The organism is Streptomyces sp. NPDC044571 (assembly GCF_040647115.1).
GTDB lineage: Bacteria > Actinomycetota > Actinomycetes > Streptomycetales > Streptomycetaceae > Streptomyces.
Genome location: NZ_JBEZBN010000060.1, coordinates 1 through 23,199 on the forward strand (window position 1 = coordinate 1; position 23,199 = coordinate 23,199).

Genomic DNA, 23,199 nt, shown 5'->3' on the forward strand with positions numbered 1-23,199 from the left:
CCCGCTCGGGCAGTGGATCGCGGACGCGCGGCGTACGTACCGGCGGGGTGCGCTCGGCGCCCGGCCCGGCCGGCACGGAACAGCGCACGGCTACAGGCGCGCCAGGTAGTCGTCCAGGGTGCGGCCCGGGCTCCACCCCTGGCCGCGGGCCCGGCTCAGGTCCAGCACCACCGGATGGGCCAGCTGGTCCACCGCGTAGCGGCTCAGGGCCGGTTCGGCGCCGCCCCGCGCGCAGGCTTCCGCCACGCGGGCGGCCGTACGGGCCACCCCGAGCGGGAGGTGCCGGATCCGGGCCGGGACGCCGTGCGCGCGCAGCACCCGGCGTACGGCGGCGTCCCGCGCGTACGGCTCGGCGTCGGCCACGTTGTACGCGCCCGCCGTCCAGTCCGCCGCCGCGAGGGCGGCGTCGGCCAGGTTCTCCACCGCGGTGAGGCTGAGCAGCACATCCGGCCCCGGCAGCAGCAGCGTCCCGGCCCGGACCCGCGACAGCAGCCGCGGCAGCAGCGTGGTGTCGCCCGGCCCGTAGACGGCGCGCGGCCGCAGCACCACCGCCCCGGCGGCCAGGGCGAGGGCCTCGCCGGCCGCCTTGGAACGGCCGTACGCGTTCAGCTGGCCGGAGCGCGGGTGGTCCTCGCGGACCAGCGACCGGTCGGGGCGCGGGTCGTAGACGCTGGCGCTGCTCACCCACACCACGGGCCGGCCGCCCGCGGCCCGCAGCAGCCGCCGCGTGCCGTCGACGTTGACCGCGTACATCTGCGCCTCCGCCGGGGATCCGGGCGCGGGGTCGCCGACCGCGGCCGCGCAGTGCACGACGAGGTCGACACCCGCGAGGTCCGGCTCCGCGCGGGCCGCATCCCAGTACCGGAACTCCCCGACGGTGCCGGGCCGACGCCCCAGTGCCACCACCCGCGCCCCGAGCGCCGAGGCGGCCCGCGCCACATGCCCCCCGCAGAACCCGCCGGCCCCGCTCACCCCGACCGTCACCCCGGCCCACGGCCGGAGCCCGCCGCTCACGGCCGGCCCCCCGAAAGCCCTGACCGCACCCGCCCCCACCACGGCCGGATCCGCACCCACACCGGACCCGGCCCGGCCCGCCTCCAGCCTCCCGGCCGCGGCCGACCCCGCTCCGCCTGCGGCCTCGACCGCACGCGACGCAAGGGGTCCGGACCGGCCTGCGCAGCGGCAGCGCGCCCCGCGGGCGGCCGCAGCCGGCTCCGTGGTGGTGGGGGCCGCACCCGTACGGGGTCCGGGGCAGAGCTCCGGGGAACGGTGGAAGGGCGGGGCGGGGAGTGGCTCCGCGCAGCGGCGGCCCGACCCGGCGGCACCCGGCTCCGCTGCGGTCGGCGCGGCCACGGCGGAGCCGGGTGGCGACGGCAGGTTCCCGGTCACCGGGTGCCCCGCAGGGTCAGGGTCCGCCACCCCGGCAGCGCTGCCCGCCGGTCCACCCGGGCCCGGGTGACCACCGGCCGGTACGGGGCCAGCGCTGCCAGCACATCGGCCAGCTGGACCCGCGCCAGCCGGGCCCCCGGGCACGTGTGCGGGCCCGCACCGAACACCAGGTGGCGTGCGTCCGCCGGGTCCAGCGCGTCCGGATCCCGCCGGTGCGCCCCCGCGGCATGCCGGGCCACCAGCAGCAGCCGGTCACCGCCCCGCACCGGGCAGCCGCCCACCGACCCGCCCGCGGCCGCCACCCGCGGCAGCACCGGCGAGGCCGCCGTGACCCGCAGCAGCTCCTCGACCAGCCGGGGCGCCAGCTCCGGATCCGTGGCCTGCTCCCACAGACCGGCATCGGCGCACCACGCCACCGCCCTCGGTACCGCCGCGACCGTGGTGTTCACGGCGGCGACGGCCGTCATCACGGCCAGGGCGTCGCTCCCGCCCCCGAGCAGGCTCCGCAGTTCGCCCGCCGTCCGCTCCGCCGCGGCCCGCGCACCCGGCCGGGCCGGCCCCGGCAGGTGGCTGCGGACCGACGCGGCCGCCGCCTCGGCGGCGGCCCGCGCGACCGCCGCCGGCTCCGCGTCGGAGCCCAGCAGGGCGCACACCACCGACCCGGCCAGCTCCCGTGCGAGCTCCACCAGCTCCACCTCGCCGCCGTGCCCGAGCGGCGCGAGCCCCCGTACCAGCAACGGGCGCCAGACCGCCCGCAGTTCCTCCACCCCGGCCGCACCCAGCGCATCGGCGAGCCCGCGCCGGCCCGCCCGGTGCGCGCTGCCCTCCTGGTCGAACAGCACGCCCTCGGCGAGGGCCGCCCGCGCCGCGCCGCCCGTGGTCCCGGCCGCCGTCCGGTCGAGCGGCAGCCGGGTCAGCGCCTCCCGGTAGGCGGCGGCGTCGTGCACCAGCAGCGTCCGCCCGAGGCGCCGCACCGGCCGTCCGCGCGTGGCGGCGAGCAGCGCGAACAGCAGCGGGTGGCTGCGCAGGTAGACCCGCCGGTCCCGCCGCCGGGCCCGCGCCTGCCCGCCGCTCACCGCCGCCCCCGCAGCCGGGCCGCCGCGATCACCGAGGCCGCCGCCCGGTCCGGTTTGCGGGAGCGCCCGGACAGCGGGACCTGCCCGAACAGCACGGAGTCGGGACGCGCGGAGCCCATCCGGGCCAACGGCCCCGCCAGCGCGTCCCGCAGGGCGTCCTCGGCGACGCCCCGGCGCGGCTGTACGAGGGCGACGAGCCGCTCGTCGCCCGCGGTCTCGGCGCCGGGCCCGGCCGGGACGCCGACCAGCACCGCCAGCTCCACGCCCGGTACCTGCAGAGCCGGCTCGTACAGGCCCGGGTAGATGTTCTCCGCCCGGCGCAGCACCATGTCCTTGCTCCGCCCCTCCAGGACGATCCGGCCGGCGCCGTCGAGCCGGGCCCGGTCACCCGTACGCACCCACGGGTCCGGGTCCTCGCCCAGGTAGCGGTGCCGGGCCGCGGGCCCGGCGAGCAGCAGCTGTCCGTCCCCGTCGGGCGCGGCGCTCACGCCGGGCAGCGGCGCCCCCACCAGGTCGCCGGGCCCCTCGTACGCGGCCTTCTCCCGCGCCTCGACGGCGGCGGCCGGGAACAGCTCGGTCAGTGCGTACACCCCCCACGCCTGGTCGGCGCCCGCGCCCCGTACCCGGGCCAGCAGTTCGGCACTGGCCGGGGCCGACCCCGTCCACACCCGGCCGCCGAAGCGCGCCCCCGCCCGCAGCGCGTCCCTCAGCTGCGGCGGGGTCAGATAGGTGTCGCGCGGCCGCAGCCGGCGCAGCTGCCGCGCCAGGACCGCCGGGGACCGGGCCGGGAGCGCGACGCAGGCCCCGCAGGCGAGCGAGGGGACGAGCACGAAGAAGGTGCCGCCGAGTACCGGACGGTCCGCCCCCGCGGCGGCCTGCGCGCCGCCGAACAGCGCGGACACCGACTCCATCCCGGCGGCCAGGCTCGCCCGGGTGTGCACCACCGCCCGGGGCCGCGAGGTGGTCCCGGAGGTGAAGACGATCACGGCGTCCCCGTCGGAGTCCCCGAAGGCGGGGACTCCGGAGCGCGGCGCGCCCAGGTCCAGCGCGGGGGCGCAGCCCGGCAGCCGGGGCCCCACGGTGGCCACCGGGCCGCCCAGGGAGGCCAGGTCGGGCAGCGCGAGCCGGGCCCGCCGGGCCAGCGGCCGGGCCCAGCCGGCCACCGCCTGGGCCGCGGCGTCGGCGAGGACGAGGGAGGGTCGGGCCAGCGCAAGCCGGGCCCGCAGCACGTCGGGGCCCGCGCCGGGGTCGAGCACCGCGCCCCGCAGCCCGAGCCGCCACAGGGCGAGCAGCACGGCGAGCGCGCGCGGCCCGGGCCGGACGGCCACCCCCACGGTGTCCCCGGCGCGCAGCCCCCGCGCGTGCAGTGCGGCGGCGAAGGCGTCGGCCAGATCGGTGAGTTCGCCGCCGGTGGCGCGCACGCGGGTGGCTCCGGTGCGGGTGGCGGTGAGGACGGCGGGCCGCTCGGGGCGGGCGCGCAGGGCGTGGTCGAGTCGGTCGAGCATCAGCGGGGGTCCGTTCCCTGGGTTCCGCTGCCCTGGTCGAGGTACCAGCGGGCGGTGCCGGCGAGCCCGTAGGCGCGCAGCCGGCGCGTGGAGTTCTCCACGACCATCGCGCGGCACGGCGTGATCCGGTCGGTGTGGCGGCGTACGGCGTTCAAGAAGAGCCGGTCGGTGGGCGAGGGGCGCCGCGGCATGCCGCCGACGGCGAGGTAGAGCTCGGCGGTGATGGCCATGTTGTTCCCGGCGTGCATCCGGTACGGCGCCCGGAAGCCGTTGCGGCGGGCGTGCTCGGGCCGCAGCCGCCCGAACAGCGCGGCCAGCCGGACCAGCACGGCGAAGCCGGCCCGGCCCAGCGGCCCGTGCTCGTCGCGTCGGGCGGTGATCCGCCCGCACACCAGCCCGGGGCGCTCCGTGAGGGCGGCCCGCGCCGCCCCCGCCCAGCCCGGGCGGGGCAGGCAGTCGGCGTCCGTCCGCGCGAGCAGGGTCGCGCCGCGGTCGATCGCGTACCGGAAGCCGGTGTCCACGGCCGAGCCGACGCCCTTCTCCGGCTCCTCGATCACCTCCACCGGGAACGGTGCGGTCCGCGCGAACTCCCGGGCGATGGCTCCGGTGCGGTCGGCGGAGGCGTTGTCCACCACCAGCAGGGTGAAGTCCCGGTCGTGCTGGGCGGCGAGGGCCTCCAGGGTGGCCGGCAGCCGGGCCTCCTCCTGGTGGGCGGGCACGACCACCCACAGCGGTGCGTTCACGACTTCTCCCAGACCATCGTCATGATGCTGATCCCGCCGCCGAGCCCGACGCACAGCACCCGCTCGCCCGGTGACAGCTCGCCGTACACCCGGTCCAGCTGCACGCCGATGCTCGCACTGGCCACGTTCCCGAGCTCGGGCACGGTCACCACCAGCTTCCCGGCCGGCACGCCGGTCAGTTCGGCGAAGCGCTCCAGGTAGGGCACCGTCACCTGGTGGACCAGCACCTTGGCGAAGTCCGCCCAGTCCATGCCCGTCCGGTGCAGCGTCCGGTCGATGACGGCGGTGCCCACCTTCTCGAAGACGCCGCGCAGTTCGTTCCCGTCACCGCGGAAGTAGGTGTACGCGTCCCCGCGCGGGTGGCGCGAGCCGCCGCCCGGGATGCCGCCGACCTCCCAGTGCTCGGAGTGGGTCTCGCTGTCCACGTCCAGGATCCCGCCGCGCTCCACGGCCTCCACGACCACGGCGGCCCCCGCGTCCCCGAACGTGTAACCGGCGAAGCCGCTGCGGAGCTCCGCGAAGTCGGCGGGCTCGTACTGCACCGCCCGGCTGGGGGTCTCCCCGGTGACCACCAGCGCCCTGCGGGCCCGCCCGGCCAGGACCATGGCGCGGGCGAGGTCGATGCCGTTGACGAAGCTGTTGCACGCGTTGGTGACGTCCAGTGCGTGCGCCCGGGTCCCGAGCTCCGCCTGCACGATGTGCGCGGTGGCGGGCTCGACCATGTCGCGCGACGCCGAGGCGAACAGCAACAGGTCGATGTCCGGCGGGGTGAGCCCGGCGGCGGCCAGCGCCCGGCGGCCGGCGCCGGCGGCGAGCGTCGACGCGTACACGCCCTCCCCCGCGACACGCCGGGACAGGATGCCGGTGGCCTGCGTCAGCAGCCTGGGCGGCAGAGCGAGACCGCTGCGCCGGGCCACCTCCCGCTGCAAGGCGTCCGAGGAGCGGGCCTCTTCGGGCAGGAAGCTGCCGACGGCGGTTATCCCGGCGCGCCGCGGCGGATCACTCGACTGGATGAACATGCGCTCACGATGCCGGGGCGGCCCGCCACCGGGCCTGAGTACGGATGCTCATATCCGGGCCCGCCGCAGCCCCACCCGCCGTGAGTACGGGAGCCGGGCACCCCGCGGCCGGGCCGGGCGTCTGCGGGCCCGGGCGGCCGGGCCGCACCATGCCAAGTGCGAGGCCGCCGTGGCCTGTTGCACGGCCACAGGTTCCCCTACCGTTCCTCCAGAGCAGCTCCGCGCACCCCTTCGTACAGCGTGCCCGGGAGGTCGAATCGGCTGATGCGCGGACGTCCGGGAGGCCCGGGACGTCCTCGGCGTTCTCCAGCTGTACCGCGCAGCGTCACGAACTGATCCCCGGCCGGTACCCCGGGACCGCTGTCCTTGGGTCGCCCCTCGACACCCCCCTCACCCGCAGAGGTCGTCACCCATGGCTGAACTCAATCGCCGCAGGTTCCTGCAGATCGCCGGCGCCGGCGCCGCCGCCGCGATGCTGAACGAGAGCATCGCACGGGCGGCCGCCATCCCCGCCCAGGGCACCACCGGCACCATCCAGGACATCGAGCACATCGTGGTCCTCATGCAGGAGAACCGGTCCTTCGACCAGTACTTCGGCACCATGAAGGGCGTACGGGGCTTCGGGGACCCGCGCCCGGTCCTCCAGGACAACGGGAAGTCCGTCTTCCACCAGTCCAACGGGACGAAGGACATCCTCCCCTTCAACCCGCAGGTCAACGACCTGGGCATGCAGTTCGTCGAGGGGCTGAACCACGACTGGGCCGGCGGCCACCAGGCGTACAACAACGGCAAGTACGACAAGTGGGTCCCGGCCAAGACGGCGACCACCATGGCGTACATGACGCGGAACGACATCCCGTTCCACTACGCGCTCGCCGACGCCTTCACGGTCTGCGACGCCTACCACTGCTCGTTCATCGGCGCGACCGACCCGAACCGCTACTACATGTGGACCGGCCACACGGGCAACGACGGCACCGGCGGCGGCCCGGTCCTCGGCAACCAGGAGGCCGGCTACGGCTGGAAGACCTACCCCGAGCGCCTGGAGGCGGCCGGGGTGTCCTGGAAGGTCTACCAGGACGTCGGCGACGGCCTGAACGCGGCCGGCTCGTGGGGCTGGATCAGCGACGCCTTCCGCGGCAACTACGGCGACAACTCCCTCCTGTATTTCAACAGCTACCGCAACGCCCAGCCGGGCAGCGCCCTCTACGAGAAGGCGCGCACCGGCACCAACGCCAAGGCGGGCGACGGGTACTTCGACCGCCTGCGCGCGGACGTGGCGAACGGCACCCTGCCCCAGGTCTCCTGGATCACGGCCCCCGAGGCCTTCAGCGAGCACCCGAACTGGCCCGTCAACTTCGGTGCCTGGTACATCTCGCAGGTCCTGGACGCGCTGACCGCGAACCCGGCGGTGTGGGCGAAGACGGCGTTCTTCATCACCTACGACGAGAACGACGGCTTCTTCGACCACGTGGTGCCGCCGTACCCGCCGGCCTCCTCGGCCTGGGGCCTGTCCACGGCCGACGTCTCGAAGGACCTGTACGCCGGTGGTGGCGGCTATGCGGCCGGCCCCTACGGGCTGGGCCCGCGCGTCCCGATGATCGTGGTCTCCCCCTGGAGCAAGGGCGGCTACGTCTGCTCCGAGACCTTCGACCACACCTCGGTGATCCGCTTCATGGAGAAGCGCTTCGGGGTGCAGGAGCCCAACATCTCGCCGTGGCGCCGCGCCGTCTGCGGTGACCTCACCTCGGCCTTCGACTTCAGCCGCGCCGACGCCACCCCGGCGGCCCTGCCGTCCACGGCGGGCTACATCCCGCCGGACCACAACGCCCACCCGTCCTACCACCCGGTCCCGCCGGCGACGGGCGCCCTGCCGAAGCAGGAGGCCGGCGCGAAGCCGACCCGCCCGCTGGGCTACCAGCCGTACGTGGACGGCAAGGCCACGGTCTCCACCGGCAAGTTCACCCTGACCTTCGCCGCCGGCCCCTCCCTCGGCGCCCACTTCCACAGCACCTCGGGCAACCGCACCGACGGCCCGTGGCCCTACACCGTCGAGGCCGGCAAGACCCTGTCGGACACCTGGAGCACGAGCAGCTCCACCGGCAACCAGATCAACCTGACGGTGTGGGGCCCCAACGGCTTCCTGCGCACCTGGAAGGGTCCGGCGAAGAAGGCGGGCCCGGAGGTCACGGCCCGCCACGACGCGGCCACCGGCAACCTCCGGCTGACGTTGGTGAACGGGGGCTCGGCTGCGGTGAACCTCACGGTGACCAACGCCTACGGCGGCGCGTCCCAGACCCTCCGGGTCGCGGCCGGCGCCACGGTCACCCACACGGTCGACCTGACCGGCTCGGCCCGCTGGTACGACGTCAAGGTCGTCTCCGACGCGGACGCCACCTTCCTGCGCCGCTTCGCCGGCCACGTGGAAACCGGCGCCCCGGGCGTCTCCGACCCCGCCCTCAAGACCGCATGACGCCATGCCGTCACCCTGTGGGGTGACGTGCCCGGCTTCCGCGCCCGGGGGGTTGACGCTTGCGTCAACTTCCCGGGCAGCACCGAGCGGTGCTGCTCGTCGCCGGGGACAAGGCCGGAAACTGGCAGGGATGGTACGACGTGAACATCCCTGTAGCGGAGAAGCGGGCTGTGATGGACCGGCTGATGGCCGAGGTGCGTGCGTACCGGCTGGCGGAGATCCGCCAGGAGCAGGCGCTCACGCAGAAGACGTCGCCGAGACGATGGGCGTCTGCGCCCGCGGGTGTCGGCGATCGAGAACGGCGAGACGGACCGCACGGAGGTGGCCACCCTGCGCTCGTACGTCGAGGCACTCGGCGGCCGCCTGCGGGTCGTGGCCGCCTTCGGGGACACGGAGTACACGGTGGCCCGACGCGGCCCGGGCGACGGGCCCCTCCCGGCGGTGTGACCGCAGGCGCGGTGGGCAGAACCTACCGCGTCCGGCTCCGACGCCCCGTCACCGAGGGAGAACGCATGGCCATCGCCCACCGCAGGACCGGCACCGGCCCCCTGCGCGTCATCGTGCTGCACGACTGGTTCGGAACCAGCGCGAACTGGGGTTCCGTGCTCGACTACTTCGACCCCGAGGGGTTCTCGTACGCCTTCCTCGACTACCGCGGTTACGGCGACCGCAGGGACGTCCCCGGCCGCTACACCCTCCCCGAGATCGCCGACGACGTCCTCGCACTCGCCGACGAACTCGGCTGGGAAACCTTCTCCCTCATGGGCCATTCCATGGGCGGCAAAGCCATCCAGCAGGTCCTGGTCCGTGCCCCCGAGCGGGTCGAGAAGCTGATCGGGATCAACCCCGTCCCGGCCGCTCCGTACGAGATGGACGACGACACCCAGGCCCTCTTCCGCGGAGCCGCCGGGAGCGCGGCCAACCGGCGGATCATCCTCGACCTCGTCACCGGCAACCGCGCGAGCGGCCACTGGCTGGACCGCATGGTGGCGCACTCCCTCGACGTCTCCCGCCCGGAGGCCTTCGCCGCCTACCTGGGCAGCTGGCAGTCGCTCGACCTGTCCGCCGCCGTGAAGGGCAGCACCGTCCCGGTCCTGGTGCTCGTGGGGGAGTACGACCTCGCGCTCACCGTCGATGTGATGCGCGCCACCTGGCAGGTCTGGTACCCCGACTGCCGGATCCACCCCCTCCCCGGCGCCGGCCACTACCCGCCGCACGAGACCCCGGTGGCCTTCGTCACGGAGGTGGAGCGGTTCCTCCGCGGTTGAAACGGCCCGTAGGGGTACGAGGAAGACCTCGTACCCCTACGGGAACTACAGGGTGAGTGACGGGACTCGAACCCGCGGCCACCTGGACCACAACCAGGTGCTCTACCAACTGAGCTACACCCACCACGAAGGGCGGCGGACCACCCGTTCGATGTGCATGCACAGCATAGCCGATCAGCCGGGTGGTCCCGCGACGCCTTTACCGCCCGGGGCGCCGCCCCGCCGCGTGCGCCACGGCGGCCGCCGCCAGCGCCTTCACCACGGGGTGGGGCCGGGTTCCGTCCCCGGACAGCTCCGGCTGGAACAGCGTGCCCAGGAAGAAGGGGTGTCCGGGCAGCTCCACGATCCGGGCCTGGCCGTCCTCGTCGTACCCCGACACCCGCAGGCCGTGGGCGGTGAGCACCGGCAGGTGCTGCTGCGCCGGCCCGTAGTTGCAGTGGTAGCGCTCCATCGACCGTTCGGCGCCGAGCACGGACTCCGCGAGCGAGCCGGGCTCGGCCCGTACGAGGCCCTCGTGCCCGACGAGCGAGCAGGAGAGCGGGGCGATCAGCGGGTCGACGGCTCCGGGGTCGTTCTCGGCGTGCGCGGCGCCGGGCAGCCCGCACACCGAACGGGCGTACTCCAGCAGCAGGTGCTGGAAGCCCCCGCAGGTCCCGAGGAAGGGGATGCCCGCCTCCCGGGCCACCCGGATCGCGTCCAGTACCCCGGCCTCACTGGCGTACGGGCTGCCGGGCAGCACCCAGACGGCGTCGAAGCGGGCCAGGGAGCCGGTCGCGGCCTCGGCGGCGGCCTCGCCGGTGGGGATCCAGTACGCGTCCAGGACGAGACCCTCCCGTGCGGCGAGGGCGTCGAGGAGGAGCGGGATCCGGGTGTGGGAAGTCACATGCGGGGAGCGGTCGCCGACGAGGGCGATCCGGGCGATGTGCGTCTGCGGGGTCTGCGGGGTCTGCGACGCCGGAGAGGTCGGTGCGGTCGGTGCGGTCTGTGCGCTGGTCATGTGGATCATCCTGCGGCGCGCACCCCGTTCGGCACCAACGATTGTTACTGCATGTTCCATCAGCAGATCTGATGGGCAGCTGCAGGGTTGCCGCAGGCCCGGCCCGGCAGCGGGGTGCAGGCAGGGCCGGTGCAAGCTGGGGCGCATGGATCCGCACCTGCTCCGCACCTTCGTCACCGTCGTGCGCTTGTCCTCCTTCTCCGGCGCCGCCCGCGAGCTCGGCTACACCCAGTCCGCGGTCTCCCAGCACATCGCCGCCCTCGAAGGCGACCTGCGGGCCGAGCTGCTCACCCGGCGGCCCGTGGAGCCGACGCCCGCCGGGGTGCGGCTGCTGGAGCACGCCGGGCCGCTGCTGCTGCGGCTCGACGCCGCCCGCGCCGACGTGCTGCGGCTCGCCGCCGCGCCGCCCGGGCAGGTCGTGCTCGCCGCCTCCCCGCTCGCCCTCGCCCCCCGGCTGCTCGCCGCGCTCCCGGCCACCGGGGTCACCCTGCGGGTGCTGCCGCCCGCCGACGTGCCCGCCGCCGTGGCCGCCGGCGGCTGCGACCTCGGCCTGGTCGACGGCCTCGCCGCGCCCAGCGACCCGCTGCGGCTGCCCGACGTGGCGCCGCTGACGGTCACGGGAGCCGGCGAGGAGGAACTGGCCCTCCTGCTCCCGGCCGGGCACCCCCTCGCCGGGCGGTCCGCGCTGCGCCTCGACGACCTCGCCGACGCCCGCTGGCTCGACGCACCGCAGGCCGGCATCGCACCCGCCGCCGTGCGCACCGGGCCCTCCCTGCGCTACGAGGGCACGGACCTGCACGCCCTGTGCGCCCTCGCGGCCGCCGGCCACGGCCTGGCCCTGCTGCCCCGCCGGGTGGCGGAGAGCGCCGGAGCCGGGGTTGCCGTACCGCTGTCCACCCCGCGCCTGGTGCACCGTACGGAGCTGCTCACGCCCACGACCCCGACCCCCGCCGCCGCAGCCCTCGCCGCCCGCCTGACCGCCCTGTCCCGGGCCGGCGCCTGACCACTCGCGCCCGGCCCGCTGCGGCGGCAGGATCGCCCCATGGATCCCGACGTCGACCTCGCAGCCGTTCCGGCCCCCTTCACCCCCGCCGACCACGCCGCCCGCATGGCCGCCGCCGCGCAGAGCGCCGCGGACGCCGGACTGGCCGGGCTGCTCATCGCACCCGGGCCCGACATGGCCCACCTCACCGGCTACCGGCCGCCCGCCGACACCGAGCGGCTGACCCTGCTCGTGCTCCGCGCCGGAGAGGACCCGGTCCTGGTGGTGCCCGCCCTGGAGGCCCCCGACGCGGAGCGGGCCCCGGGCGCACCGGCCCTGACCCTGCGCACCTGGGCCGACGGGAGGAACCCGTACGGCATCACCGCCCCGCTCCTCGGCGCCGAGGGCCGCTTCGGGGTGAGCGACAACACCTGGGCGCTCCATCTGCTCCGCCTCCGCAAGGAGGTGCCGGGCGCCTCGTACGCCGCGCTCACCGACGCGCTGCCGATGTTGCGCGCCGTCAAGGACGAGCGGGAGCTGGAGCGGCTCGCCGCGGCCGGCGCGGCGGCCGATGCCGCGTACGCGCAGATCCTCCGGGTCCGTTTCGCCGGGCGCCGGGAGCAGGAGGTCGCCGCCGACCTGGCCACGCTGCTGCGCGAACACGGCCACTCCCAGGTCGACTTCACGGTCGTCGGTTCCGGCCCCAACGGCGCGAACCCGCACCACGAGGCCGGCGACCGGGTCATCGGCCACGGCGACATGGTGGTCCTCGACTTCGGCGGCCTGCGGCACGGCTACGGCTCCGACATCTCCCGCACCGTGCACGTCGGGGAGCCGAGCGCCGAGGAGCAGCGCGTCCACGACATCGTCCGCGAGGCCCAGCGGGCCGCCCGCGCCGTCGTCCGCCCGGGCGTCGCCTGCCAGGAGGTGGACCGGGCGGCCCGAGCGGTGATCACCGAGTTCGGCTACGGCGACCGCTTCATCCACCGCACGGGCCACGGCATCGGCGTCACCACCCACGAGCCGCCGTACATGGTGGAGGGCGAGGAACAGCCGCTGGTCCCCGGGATGTGCTTCTCCGTGGAGCCGGGCATCTACCTGCCCGGCCGCTTCGGCGTGCGCATCGAGGACATCGTGACGGTCACCGCCTCCGGCGCGCGCAGCTTCAACGGGGCCCCGCGCGAACTGGCCGTCGTGGAGTAGCCGCGCCGAAGGACAGGCCCTACGGGCCGAGGACGACCGCCGATTCGGCCGGGACGTGGAGGCGGCCGTCGCGGTCCGGGTGGGCCACCGGTTCCCAGGCGGCCAGCACGCGGACCCCGTTGCGGCCCAGGGCGATGGTCGTCGGCTCGGGGAGCAGGTTCACCACCACCCGCACGTCGCCCCGCCGGAAGGTGATCCAGCGGCGCTCCTCGTCGTACGCGACCTTCACCGCCGCCAGGTCCGGATCGCGCAGGTCCGGGTGGCTGCGGCGCAGGGCGATCAGGGTCCGGTACCAGGACAGCAGCCGGTCGTGCGGCAGGCGCTCCGGCTCGGCCCAGTCCAGGCAGGAGCGGTCGCGGGTGGCGGGGTCCTGCGGGTCCGGGATCTCTTCCGCCTTCCAGCCGTGCGCCGCGAACTCGCGGCGCCGGCCGGTCCGTACGGCCTCGGCGAGCTCCGGGTCCGGGTGGTCGGTGAAGTACTGCCACGGCGTGGTGGCCCCCCACTCCTCGCCCATGAACAGCATCGGCACGAACGGCCCGGTCAGCGCCAGCGCCGCCGCACACGCGAGGAGCCCGGGGGAGAGCGAGGCGGTGAGCCGGTCGCCGAGGGCCCGGTTGCCGATCTGGTCGTGGGTCTGGGTGTAGCCGAGGAAGCGGTGCGCGGGCGTGCGGCGCCGGTCCACGGGACGGCCGTGGGTGCGGCCGCGGAAGGAGGACCAGGTCCCGTCATGGAAGAACACCCGTGTCATGGTCTTGGCCAGGGCGGCCAGCGGGGCCCGGGCGAAGTCGGCGTAGTACGCCTGGGATTCGCCGGTCAGCGCACAGTGCAGGGCGTGGTGGAAGTCGTCGTTCCACTGGGCGTGCAGCCCCAGGCCGCCGGCCGGGCGCGGGGTCGTGGTGCGCGGATCGCACCGATCGGACTCGGCGATCAGGAACAACGGCCGGCCCGACTCGGCGGCGAGCTCGTCCACGGCGGCGGCCAGCTCCTCCAGGAAGGTCAGCGCCCGCTCGTCGGCCAGGGCGTGCACCGCGTCCAGCCGCAGACCGTCGATCCGGTAGTCGCGCAGCCAGGCGAGCGCGCTGCCGACGAGGTAGGCGCGGACCTCGTCGGAACCGGCGGCGTCCAGGTTCACGGCCGCGCCCCACGGGGTGTGGTGGGTGTCGGTGAAGTACGGCCCGAAGGCCGGGAGGTGGTTGCCGGAGGGCCCCAGGTGGTTGTGGACCACGTCCAGCACGACGCCGAGCCCGGCCGCGTGGGCGGCGCCGACGAAGCGCGCCAGCCCGGCGGGGCCGCCGTACGGCTCGTGCACCGCCCAGGGCGCCACCCCGTCGTACCCCCAGCCGTGCCGCCCGGGGAAGGGGCACACCGGCATCAGCTCCACGTGCGTGATCCCGAGGGTGGCGAGGTGCCCGAGCCGGGCGGCGGCGGCGTCGAAGGTGCCCTCGGGGGTGAAGGTGCCGACGTGCAGCTCGTACAGGACCGCGTCCTGGAGCGGGATACCGGGCGGCGGCGCGCCCGCGGCCGGCGTCGCGAGGTCCACCACCGCCGAGAGGCCGTCGGGCCCGTCGGGCAGCCGCCGTCCCCGCGGGTCGGGCCGTACGGCCGGATCGTCGCCCAGCAGGAACCCGTACCGGTCCCCGTCGGCGGCCGGGGCTTGGACGGTCCACCACCCCGGCCGGTCCGGATCGCGCACCATGTCGTACGCGGCGTCCCCGAGCCGCAGCGCGACGCGGTCTGTCAGCGGTGCCCACACCTCGAACTGCACGGGCGGTCCCCTCCTCTTCGGCGGTACCGGAACGTGTGCCTGGCCACGTGCCGACCCCATCATGGCCGGGTGGCCGGGGGAGTTCTGGACACTCCGGCACGACGGGCCGACAATCACCCTGTGACGTCGAGTTTCGAGTTCCCCGCCCACCCCGCGCCGCGCCTGTCCGACGCGGAGCGCGACACGGCCCTGGGCAAGCTCCGCGAGGGCGCCGCCCTCGGCAAGCTGTCCCACGACACCTTCCTGCGCCGGATGGAGCTCGCGCTCGTCGCCCGCCGTTCCGAGGAACTCGCCGTGCTCACCGCCGATCTCGAAGGCCGCGGGGCCGAAGGGGCGTGGACCCGGCGGGTGTTCGGCTGGGTGGGCCGCGTCTCCGCCGTGTCCGCCGGGGTCCGGCGCGCCTGGAACGCCGAACGGCTGCCCAAGCTGCTGCTTCCGCATCCGGGTGCGCAGCCCCTGCGGATCGGCCGCGATCCGGGCAGCGGGCTCCGGCTCACCGACGAGACCGTCTCCAGGGTCCATGCCGAACTCGGCCTGCGCAACGGGATGTGGGTCCTCACCGACCTCGGCTCGTCCAACGGCACCACCGTCAACGGGCGCCGGGTGACCGGCTCGATCGCGGTCCGCGACGGAGACCAGGTCGGCTTCGGCCGGGTGTCGTTCCGGCTGTCGGCGGTCTGAGGCCTGCCCGCCCGGAGCTCGCCCCGCGCGATCGAAGGATGATAAAATAGGACAATTCATCCTGTTCTGGTCCGTTCGGTCCTGCCGCACCATTTCTCGCTGCCGGCCTCGCTGCGGTACGGACCGCCGAGCACGAGGGCTGTGACTCCGGCATGAGGAATGCGCCGGCCGACAACGGCACCCCGAACCGCACGCGCCGCAGGGCCCTGGTGGCCACCTGCGCCGCCCTGCTGATCGCGGGCTCCCCCCTGCCCTCCCCGGCGGGCCTCGCGGCCGCCTCCGGCGCGCCGCCCGCGGCTGCGGCGCAGGCCGGCGCCGGCGAACCCACTCCGCCGGCGCTCAAGCGCATCGATCCGACCGCGCTGCAGTCCGCCGTGGAGCACGCGGCGAAGAAGCTCATGGTGCCCGGGGCCGTGGTGCTGCTCCGCACGCCGCAGGGCACCGTCCGCGCGACCGCCGGCACGACCGAGCTGGGCACGGCCGAACCGCCCACCACCGCCGACCACTTCCGGATCGCCTCCAACACCAAGACCATGACCTCGGCGCTGGTCCTCCTGCTCGCCCAGGACGGCAGGCTCCGGCTGAGCGACCCGGTGTCCCGCTACGTTCCCGGAGTGCCGGGCGGTGACCGCATCACCCTCGCCGAGCTGCTCACGATGCGCAGCGGGCTCTACAACTACACCAACGCGCCCGAACTCGCCGCGCGCATGGACGCCGCCCCGGGCAAGGCCGTGACGCCGCAGGAGATGCTCGCCCTCGCGTTCCGGCACCCGCCGAACTTCCCCCCCCGGCACGTCCTACGAGTACAGCAACACCAACTACGCGCTGCTCGGCCTCGTCGCCGAGAAGGCGGGCGGCCGCCCACTGGCCCAGCAGCTGCGGGACCGGCTCTTCGCCCCCCTCGGCCTGGCGGGAACCTCGCTGCCCGGTGCCCGCGACGTGTCCCTGCCCGCCCCCTTCTCCCACGGCTACATGTACGGCGGTTCGGCGTACGCGCTGGTCGACAAGGCGTACCCGGCCGACGTGGAGGCGGCGGCCCGGTCCGGGAAGCTCCAGCCGGTGGACTACACCCACCAGAACCCCTCCTACGCCACCGCCGCCGGAGGCGCCGTCTCCACCGCGGACGACCTGGCCGTCTGGATCCGGGCCCTGGTGACGGGCAAGGTCCTGGGCCCCGCGTACCAGCAGCAGTGGCTGCGCAGTCCGCAGGCCGAGGACCCGGCTGCGCCCGACGGGCAGAAGTACGGCTACGGCATCGCCTACCAGCGCTTCGCCCCCAACGCTGCGATGTACTACCACGGCGGTGAGCTCCCCGGCTTCAACTCCTTCATCGGCCATGACCCGGACCACGACGTCACGCTCGTGATCTGGACGAACCTCACCGTGTCCCCCGACGGCCGGACCACGGCCCAGGCCCTGCTGCCCACCGTCCTCAACCAGGTCTACACCGGCCTCTCCCTCCCCACCGCGACCGGCTAGGACGCTCGCGGAGGCGATGATGGGTGCATGGACAACACACCTGTCGTGCGCCCCGCGCGCCCCGAGGACCTGCCCCGCCTCATAGAACTCATCCACGAACACGTCGCGTACGAGAAGTCCGCGCCCCGGCCGCCGGACCTGGCCGACCGGCTGGGCCCCCAGCTCTTCGCCGAGGGGGCGCGGATGTGGGTCCTGCTCGCCGAGGCCCCGGACGGCACGGTCGCCGGATACGCCGCCTGTAGCGCCGAGTTCGCGTTCTGGGACGCCCGGCACTACCTGCACATGGACTGCCTCTACCTGGCAGAGGAGGCCCGCGGCCAGGGCCTGGGCGCCGCCCTGATGGACGCCGTCGCCGCCCTGGCGCGCGAACTCGGCCTCGACCAGGTCCAGTGGCAGACCCCCGACTGGAACGAGGGCGCCATCCGCTTCTACGACCGGCTCGGGGCCACCGCCGCCCCCAAGCGCCGCTACTCCCTGCCCGTGCACGCCTAGGGGGTGTCCTGCCGCGGCTGCGGTGGCGCCCCGGTGAGGCGCTCGTACGCGGCCAGGACGGTGCGGGCCTGGTGTTCGACCTGGACGGCCACCGGGACCCGGCGCGCCTGGAACCGGGCGGCGAAGGACTCGCACCAGCCGGTGACGAGCCGGTCCAGCGCGGGCGCCGCCGGGTGCCCCTGTGCGCGCAGCACCCGCAGCAGCATTGCGGCGGCACGCAGCGACAGGCGCCGCCCGAAGGCGTCGATGCTCCCGATGTAGGCGGCCGTGGCCTCCGGGGGCGCCCCGGCGCCGGTCCACTCGGCGGCGATCCGGGGGATCAGTGCGAGGGTCCAGTCGACGGCCCGCAGCAGCGCGGCCGCGTCCGCCCCGTCGCCCGGTGTGCGGTACGGCGCGTCCTCGCGTACGAGTTCCCGCGCGCCGGCCACCAGCGCCGCGTCCGTGGTGAGCCGGCCCGCCAGGAGGCGCAGGGCGCCGCGCGGATCGGCGTGCGGGGCGGGATCGTCCACCAGGTCGGAAGCCCACATGGGGACTTCGACGATGGCGGTGGTGCCGTCGTAGCGGTGGGCGTGGTACCAGGTGCTGAGTCGGGTGTCCTCCGGGTGGAAGGCCCCGGCGGGGTCCGCACCGGCGCCCGGAAGCACGAAGATCCCGGGGCCGGGGGAGGGCCAGCCGGCCGCGTCCGAGGCCCCGGTCTCGATCGGTATCCGCAGCTCGGCCGCCGACTTGGCGAAGGGCTCGGCGAGGTTCGGTATGTCCCGGGTGAGCTGCACCCAGGAGCCGCCGAGGTCGGTTCCGTGCAGGGAGACCTGGAGGAAGGGCCGCAGTTCGTCGATGAGGGCGGTCAGCGTGCGGGTCTCGGGCGGCAGCCGGTCCGGGGCCAGTAAAGACGGAGCCCACTCGGGCTGTTCGGGGCCGGGCGGCCGGTAGAAGTTCCGGTGGTAGTGCAGCAGGGAGTAGGGACGGGGCGTGCGGTGCAGGGCCGCGCCGTCCGGATCGGCGCACAGCAGGAAGTGCCAGCCGCACCCGGCCCGGTGGGCGGCGTCGTGGACGAGCCGCCGTACGAGCGCGAGCGCGGTGGCCCCGCCTACGGGCTCATTGGCGTGCGCCCCGGCCACGACGAGCACGCTCCGGGGTTCTGCGGCGGCGCCCCGGCCCGCGCCCGGGCGGCCCCGGCCGCCGAGGCCGGCCCGGGGCTCCGACGGGGCCAGGGAGAGCAGCCACAGCGGTTGGCCGGCCCGGGAGGCGCCCGCCTGGCGTAGCCGGACCAGGGCGGGGTGCTCGTCCGCCAGCGCGCGTGCGGCCAGGGCAAGTTCGTGCGGTGTGGGGTAGCACATGTCACGAAGGAGGGTCACGTCTCATGCAATGCCCGCCGCGCACGCCCGCTACTGCTGCGCGCCCCAGACTTTCCCCAAAAGCCCTGGCCAACGCCTTGCCGGCACTCCGTCCCGGACCCGCGTCGGCGTCGCGGCTACTGCTGGTGCAGCCCCCGGCCCGCGAGCGACAGGAAGGCCTCACCCACCGCCTCCGACAGGGTCGGATGGGCGTGGACGTGGCGGGCCACATCGGCCGGCTCCGCCTCCCACCCCACGATCAGCTGGCTCTGCGCGATCATCTCCGAGACGTGCGGCCCCACCAGGTGCACGCCCAGCACCCGCCCGCCCCGTTCCGCGACGACCTTCACCGTCCCGCCCTGCCCGTGCACCATTCCCTTCGCCACCGCCGTCAGCGGCAGGGAGTTGACGACGACGTCGTACGAGAGTTCCCGCGCCTGCGCCTCCGTCAGCCCGACCGCAGCGGTCTGCGGCGCCGAATAGGTCACGCGGGGCACCGCCGCATAGTCCACCGGCGCGCTCGCCACCCCCGCCAAGGTCTCCGCGACCAGCAGCCCCTCGGCGAACGACGCGTGGGCCAGGCCGAGCGAAGGCGGCGGCAGCAGGTCGCCCACCACGTGGATGCCCGGCACCGGGGTCTCCAGCCGGGACCAGTCGGCAGGGGCCACGAAACCCCGTGCGTCCGCGGCCAGTCCGGCCGCCGCCAGGTCCAGGCCGTCGGTCACCGGGACCCGCCCGACCGCCACGAGCAGCCGCTCCGCCTCCAGCTCCACGACGTCGCCGCGCGCTCCGCGCACGCCCGCGCGCACGCCGCCGCCCGGAAGCCGCTCCACCCCCTCCAGCCGGGCCCCGGCCCGCACGTCGACGCCCCGCTTCTTCAGCCCGCGCGCCAGATGTCGCGACACCTCCGCGTCCTCCAGCGGAACCAGCCGGTCCGCGGCCTCGACCAAGGTCACCGCCGCCCCCATCGACCGGTGGAAGGAGGCGTACTCCACCCCGATCGCCCCGCCGCCCAACACCAGCACCGAGCCCGGCAGCCCCGGCGCGAACAGGGCGTCGTCGCTGGTGACGACGGTGTGCCCGTCGGGCTCAAGCCCGGGCAGGGTACGCGGCCTGGACCCGGTGGCCAGCACGATGCCGCGTACGGCGCCGAACTCCCGGCCGTCGTCGGTATGCACGGAGCGCGGTCCGGTCAGCCGGGCCGCTGCGTGCACCACACGTACGCCGGCGTGCTCCAGGTGTGCCTGGACGCCCTTGTGGTTGCGGGCGACGATGTCGTCCCGGGTGGCGGTCAGCGCCGTCCAGTCCACCGCGTCCACGTGCGCGGCCACCCCCCACCGCTCGCGCGCCTCGGCCATGCCGTCGACGAGTTCGGCCGCGTGCAGCATCGCCTTGCTGGGGATGCAGCCGCGGTGGAGGCAGGTCCCGCCCACCTTGTCGCGTTCCACGAGGACGACGGTCAGCCCGAGGGCCGCGGCGCGCAGGGCGGTGCTGTAGCCGCCCGTGCCGCCGCCGATCACGATCACGTCTGCTGTGTCCATGCGGCAAGCGTGTCGCCGGGGCCGCCCATGAGTCCAAGGCAATGATCTTCTCGGCTCCATGCAGACTCTTTATGCTTCCTGCCCATGAGTCTGCGTCAGATGGAGTACTTCCTCATGGTCGTGGAGGAGTCCTCCTTCACCCGTGCCGCCGACGCCCTGCACGTCACCCAGCCCGCCCTGTCCCACCAGGTCAAGGCCTTGGAACGGTCCGTGGGCGGCGCCCTGCTGGAACGCATGCCGCGCGGGGTGCGGCTCACCCCCATGGGCCGGGCCTTCCTTCCGCACGCCCAGCTCGCCGTCCGCAGCGCCCGCCAGGCCGAACGCGCCGCCCGCGCCGCCGCCGGGGCGGCCGGCGGCGAGCTCCACATCGCGGCCGTCCACGCCGTCGCCGTCGGCCTGCTCCCCGCCGTCGTCGCCCGCTGGCGGATCCTGCACCCGGGCGTCCGGCTGGTACTGCGCGAGTACGGGTCCACGGCGGAACTGGAGGAGCAGGTGGAGCGGGGCGTGGCGGACCTCGCCGTCGGCCCGGAGCCCAAGGAGTGGACCGGGACGGTGCTGTCGGCCGGCCGCGAGGAGATCGTCCTGGTGGTCCCCTTCGACGACCCCCTCGCCGGCCGGGGCGCGGTCCGGCTGGCCGAGCTCGCCGACCGCGACTGGATCCGCTGCGCGATGGAACCCCTGGTGCAGGGCCGGCCGTTCCTCGACTGGGCGTGCGGCACCCTCGGCTTCACCCCGCGCTCGGTGCTGCGTACGGAGCACACCTCCACCGCGGTACGGATGGCCGCGGCCGGGGTGGGCATCGTCATCGCCCCGGCCCACACGGTCCGGGGCGCCCTCGGCGAGGACTGCGTGCTGCTCTCCCTCGACCCGCCCTGGCACCGGCCCCTGGCCGTCTTCTCCAGGGTGCCGCTGACCGGCGTGGCGGCGGCCTTCGCCGAGCTCGTCGCCCCTGGATCAGCCGTCCCGCAGGAGGAGCCCCACCGGCCGGTCGGCGAACAGCTCGGCGAGCAGCACCTCGCCCTCGTACGGCACTCCCGGCGCGAGCAGTGACCGCCACCGCCCCGGCGGCAGCGGCAGCGCGGTGTCCCGCCAGCCGCCCGCCCCCGCGAGCCGGTACGCGAGCCGGGTCGCCGCCGCGAGCAGCCCGGCCGAGCGACCGAACGCCACGCAGTGCCCGGCCGCCGGGCCGCGGGCGGCCAGCGGGGTGTAGCCGGTGAACAGGTCGGGCCGGTCCCGGCGCAGCCGCAGCAGCGCGGCGGTCAGCGCGAGCTTCTCCTCCGCCGGGTTCCCGGGCCGCGCCCCCGCATCCAGCCGGGCCAGCGCCTCGCGGGGAAATCGGGCGGGGCGCCGGTTGTCCGGGTCGACCAGGGCCCGGTACTCGGTCTCGGCGCCCTGGTAGACCTCGGGGATCCCGGGCATCGCCAGGTGCAGCAGGGTCATGCCGAGCAGATTGGCCCGGGCCGCCTCGGCCGCCCCGTCCTCCTCGTGGAGGTCCGCCGGCTGCCGCCCGGCCTCGGCGTACTGCCCGACCGCGGCCTCGTAGGCCTCGTCCCGGTCGGTCCAGCTGGTGCGCAGCGCCGCCTCGCGGGCGGCCTTGAGCAGGGCCGCCTCCAGGCGCTCGGCCCGCTCCGGCACCTCCCCGAGGCCGAGCGCCGTCTGCCGGGCCACCCAGGCGAGCTGCGGGTCGGGTCCCGCGGGCCGGCCCATCAGCTCCGGCGCCTGTGACAGCACCGAGATCCGGGCCCGGACGTCCGCGCTGCGCTTCGTGTCGTGCGTGGACAGGACCGTCCCCGAGTGCGGCCAGTCCCGTTCGAGCTCCGCGCAGTACGCGTGGAACTCCTCGACGGAGACCGCCGGCCGGGCGGGATCGCCCCCGACCTCGGTGGCGGACAGGAGGGGCGCCCAGCGGTAGAACGCGCGGTCCTCCAGGGACTTGGCGCGCAGGGCCGCGGAGGTCTGCGCGAAGCGCGCCGCGAACGCCGGATCCCGCCGCGCCCGTTCGCGTACGTCCTGCGCCTCCTCGGCGCTCACCCCGGCCGCCTGCGCCACCCCGGCCAGCTCGCCGAACGCGTCCGTGTCCGGGTAGGGGCGGTAGACCGGGTAGGCGATCAGCAGTTCCCGCACGGCCCGCGCCGTCCCGGGGCCGGCGCGGCGCTCCAGCGCGGCCAGCTCGGCCGCGAGGTCCACGGTCAGCACCTCCCGCGCGGACCGCTCCGCCGTCTGCGCCCAGTCCGCCGCGCCGGTGGTCTCCCGGTAGCGGCGGGCCAGTTCGGCGGCGCCCCCGGGATCCGTGAACACGCCGTCCAGCCGGTACAGCGCGTCGTAGCCGGTGGTGCCCGCCACCGGCCAGGAGGGCCGCAGGCGTTCGGTGCGGGCGAGGATCTTCTCGACCACGATCCAGCAGCCGTCCCCCACCGCCGCGCGCAGCCGCCGCAGGTACTCCTCCGGGTCGGCCAGCCCGTCCACGTGGTCGATCCGCAGCCCCTGCAGCACGCCCTCGTGCACCAGCTCCACCACCTTCGCGTGGGTGGCCGCGAAGACCTCCGGATCCTCGACCCGGACCCCGATGAGGTCGGAAATCGTGAAGAAGCGCCGGTAGTTCAGCGCCGTGCGGGCCTCGCGCCACCAGGCCGGCCGGTACCACTGGGCGGCCAGCAGCTCGGCCGGGTCCAGCCCCGCCGTGCCCTCCCGGAGCGGGAACTCCTGCTCCCCGTGGCGCAGTACCCCGCCGTCGACCGTGAATTCCGCCGGGTCGGACGGCCCGGCGAGGACGGGCAGCAGCACCTGCCCGCCGCCCGCCTCCCAGTCGATGTCGAACCAGCGCGCGTAGGGGGAGTCCGGCCCTTCCCGCAGCACCTCCCACAGGGGCCGGTTCAGCCGCAGCGGGGAGGGCACCGCCATGTGGTTGGGCACGATGTCCAGGACCAGGCCGAGCCCGTGCGCCCGGGCGGTGGCGGCCAGGGCCCGCAGCCCCGGCTCGCCGCCCAGCTCGGCGCGCACCCGGGTGTGGTCGGTGACGTCGTAGCCGTGGGCGGAGCCGGGGACCGCCTCCAGTACCGGTGAGAGGTGCAGGTGGGACACACCGAGGGACGCGAGGTGCGGGACCACCGTCTCGGCCGCCGCGAAGTCGAAGCCGGCCCGCAGTTGGAGGCGGTAGGTCGACCGGGGTGTCCCCGGGGGGACGATTGCCGGAACATCGGATTCCGTTCGGATGTACGCGTTCGGCTGGCTCATGAGAACGTACGTACCCAC

Annotated in this window: 19 protein-coding genes, 1 tRNA gene and 1 pseudogene; 10 read left to right on the plus strand and 11 right to left on the minus strand. The window is 75.4% G+C overall.

Annotated features, from left to right (window positions below):
- Positions 1-90: 90 nt before the first annotated feature.
- From AB0B01_RS25890 to AB0B01_RS25910, 5 genes are all read right to left on the minus strand, one after another.
- Complete coding sequence (locus tag AB0B01_RS25890; protein WP_361723648.1) at positions 91-1,014, minus strand: NAD(P)-dependent oxidoreductase; 924 nt, start codon at positions 1,012-1,014, stop codon at positions 91-93.
- A gap of 371 nt (positions 1,015-1,385) precedes the next feature.
- Positions 1,386-2,465, minus strand: coding sequence for a cytochrome P450 (locus AB0B01_RS25895; protein ID WP_361723651.1), 1,080 nt, complete (start codon positions 2,463-2,465; stop codon positions 1,386-1,388).
- Entirely contained in the window at positions 2,462-3,970 is a 1,509-nt protein-coding gene (locus AB0B01_RS25900; protein ID WP_361723653.1) for a class I adenylate-forming enzyme family protein, read from the minus strand. The genes AB0B01_RS25895 and AB0B01_RS25900 overlap by 4 nt, the downstream gene beginning before the upstream one ends.
- Positions 3,970-4,713 carry a glycosyltransferase family 2 protein gene (locus tag AB0B01_RS25905; protein WP_361723654.1) on the minus strand — a complete coding sequence of 248 codons (744 nt, stop codon included), beginning with the start codon at positions 4,711-4,713 and terminating at the stop codon, positions 3,970-3,972. Before AB0B01_RS25905 ends, AB0B01_RS25900 begins: the two co-directional genes overlap by 1 nt.
- Positions 4,710-5,732 carry a 3-oxoacyl-[acyl-carrier-protein] synthase III C-terminal domain-containing protein gene (locus tag AB0B01_RS25910; protein ID WP_361723657.1) on the minus strand — a complete coding sequence of 341 codons (1,023 nt, stop codon included), beginning with the start codon at positions 5,730-5,732 and terminating at the stop codon, positions 4,710-4,712. The genes AB0B01_RS25905 and AB0B01_RS25910 overlap by 4 nt, the downstream gene beginning before the upstream one ends.
- Before the next feature lie 412 nt (positions 5,733-6,144).
- Here AB0B01_RS25910 and AB0B01_RS25915 point away from each other — a divergent pair, with 412 nt between their 5' ends.
- The 3 genes from AB0B01_RS25915 to AB0B01_RS25925 all read left to right on the plus strand — a co-directional run bounded on the left by AB0B01_RS25915 (position 6,145) and on the right by AB0B01_RS25925 (position 9,473).
- Positions 6,145-8,205: a phosphocholine-specific phospholipase C gene (locus tag AB0B01_RS25915; protein WP_361723660.1), complete on the plus strand. Its 2,061-nt coding sequence runs from the start codon at positions 6,145-6,147 to the stop codon at positions 8,203-8,205.
- Positions 8,206-8,487: 282 nt separating this feature from the next.
- On the plus strand, positions 8,488-8,652 hold the full coding sequence (locus tag AB0B01_RS25920; RefSeq protein ID WP_361723663.1) for a hypothetical protein: 165 nt from the start codon (positions 8,488-8,490) through the stop codon (positions 8,650-8,652).
- A 65-nt stretch (positions 8,653-8,717) separates the two neighbouring features.
- Positions 8,718-9,473 carry an alpha/beta hydrolase gene (locus AB0B01_RS25925; RefSeq protein ID WP_361723666.1) on the plus strand — a complete coding sequence of 252 codons (756 nt, stop codon included), beginning with the start codon at positions 8,718-8,720 and terminating at the stop codon, positions 9,471-9,473.
- Positions 9,474-9,524: 51 nt separating this feature from the next.
- On the opposite strand, the gene AB0B01_RS25930 is transcribed toward AB0B01_RS25925, so the two are convergent.
- Positions 9,525-9,597, minus strand: a tRNA-His gene (locus AB0B01_RS25930).
- Positions 9,598-9,672: 75 nt separating this feature from the next.
- On the minus strand, positions 9,673-10,470 hold the full coding sequence (locus AB0B01_RS25935; protein ID WP_361723669.1) for a hypothetical protein: 798 nt from the start codon (positions 10,468-10,470) through the stop codon (positions 9,673-9,675).
- A gap of 145 nt (positions 10,471-10,615) precedes the next feature.
- Here AB0B01_RS25935 and AB0B01_RS25940 point away from each other — a divergent pair, with 145 nt between their 5' ends.
- Positions 10,616-11,473, plus strand: a complete 858-nt coding sequence (locus tag AB0B01_RS25940) for a LysR family transcriptional regulator (RefSeq protein WP_361723672.1) — start codon at positions 10,616-10,618, stop codon at positions 11,471-11,473.
- Between the two features lie 39 nt (positions 11,474-11,512).
- Positions 11,513-12,655, plus strand: a complete 1,143-nt coding sequence (locus AB0B01_RS25945) for an aminopeptidase P family protein (protein ID WP_361723675.1) — start codon at positions 11,513-11,515, stop codon at positions 12,653-12,655.
- A 19-nt stretch (positions 12,656-12,674) separates the two neighbouring features.
- Here AB0B01_RS25945 and treZ read toward each other — a convergent pair whose 3' ends face one another.
- Positions 12,675-14,420 carry a malto-oligosyltrehalose trehalohydrolase gene (treZ, locus tag AB0B01_RS25950; protein WP_361723678.1) on the minus strand — a complete coding sequence of 582 codons (1,746 nt, stop codon included), beginning with the start codon at positions 14,418-14,420 and terminating at the stop codon, positions 12,675-12,677.
- Between the two features lie 120 nt (positions 14,421-14,540).
- Here treZ and AB0B01_RS25955 point away from each other — a divergent pair, with 120 nt between their 5' ends.
- The 4 genes and pseudogenes from AB0B01_RS25955 (at position 14,541) to AB0B01_RS25970 (ending at position 17,072) form a co-directional block, all read left to right on the plus strand.
- On the plus strand, positions 14,541-15,101 hold the full coding sequence (locus tag AB0B01_RS25955; protein WP_361723681.1) for a DUF1707 and FHA domain-containing protein: 561 nt from the start codon (positions 14,541-14,543) through the stop codon (positions 15,099-15,101).
- 398 nt (positions 15,102-15,499) lie between these two features.
- Positions 15,500-15,811 (plus strand): annotated as a pseudogene (locus AB0B01_RS25960) (serine hydrolase domain-containing protein); the annotation flags it as partial.
- A 115-nt stretch (positions 15,812-15,926) separates the two neighbouring features.
- A complete protein-coding gene (locus AB0B01_RS25965) occupies positions 15,927-16,580 on the plus strand; it encodes a serine hydrolase domain-containing protein (protein WP_361723728.1) in 654 nt (217 codons plus the stop codon).
- A gap of 27 nt (positions 16,581-16,607) precedes the next feature.
- Positions 16,608-17,072 carry a GNAT family N-acetyltransferase gene (locus tag AB0B01_RS25970; RefSeq protein ID WP_361723684.1) on the plus strand — a complete coding sequence of 155 codons (465 nt, stop codon included), beginning with the start codon at positions 16,608-16,610 and terminating at the stop codon, positions 17,070-17,072.
- On the opposite strand, the gene AB0B01_RS25975 is transcribed toward AB0B01_RS25970, so the two are convergent.
- Together AB0B01_RS25975 and lpdA are read right to left on the minus strand one after the other, a co-directional pair.
- Entirely contained in the window at positions 17,069-18,427 is a 1,359-nt protein-coding gene (locus tag AB0B01_RS25975; protein WP_361723687.1) for a M14 family zinc carboxypeptidase, read from the minus strand. The genes AB0B01_RS25970 and AB0B01_RS25975 overlap by 4 nt on opposite strands.
- Before the next feature lie 116 nt (positions 18,428-18,543).
- Positions 18,544-19,947, minus strand: a complete 1,404-nt coding sequence (gene lpdA, locus AB0B01_RS25980; protein ID WP_361723690.1) for a dihydrolipoyl dehydrogenase — start codon at positions 19,945-19,947, stop codon at positions 18,544-18,546.
- Positions 19,948-20,031: 84 nt separating this feature from the next.
- Here lpdA and AB0B01_RS25985 point away from each other — a divergent pair, with 84 nt between their 5' ends.
- A complete protein-coding gene (locus tag AB0B01_RS25985) occupies positions 20,032-20,997 on the plus strand; it encodes a LysR family transcriptional regulator (RefSeq protein ID WP_361723693.1) in 966 nt (321 codons plus the stop codon).
- Here AB0B01_RS25985 and treY read toward each other — a convergent pair.
- The gene (gene treY / locus AB0B01_RS25990) at positions 20,902-23,181 is read right to left on the minus strand and encodes a malto-oligosyltrehalose synthase (RefSeq protein ID WP_361723695.1); all 2,280 of its coding nucleotides are present in this window, start codon (positions 23,179-23,181) and stop codon (positions 20,902-20,904) included. The genes AB0B01_RS25985 and treY overlap by 96 nt on opposite strands.
- Positions 23,182-23,199 lie beyond the last annotated feature (18 nt).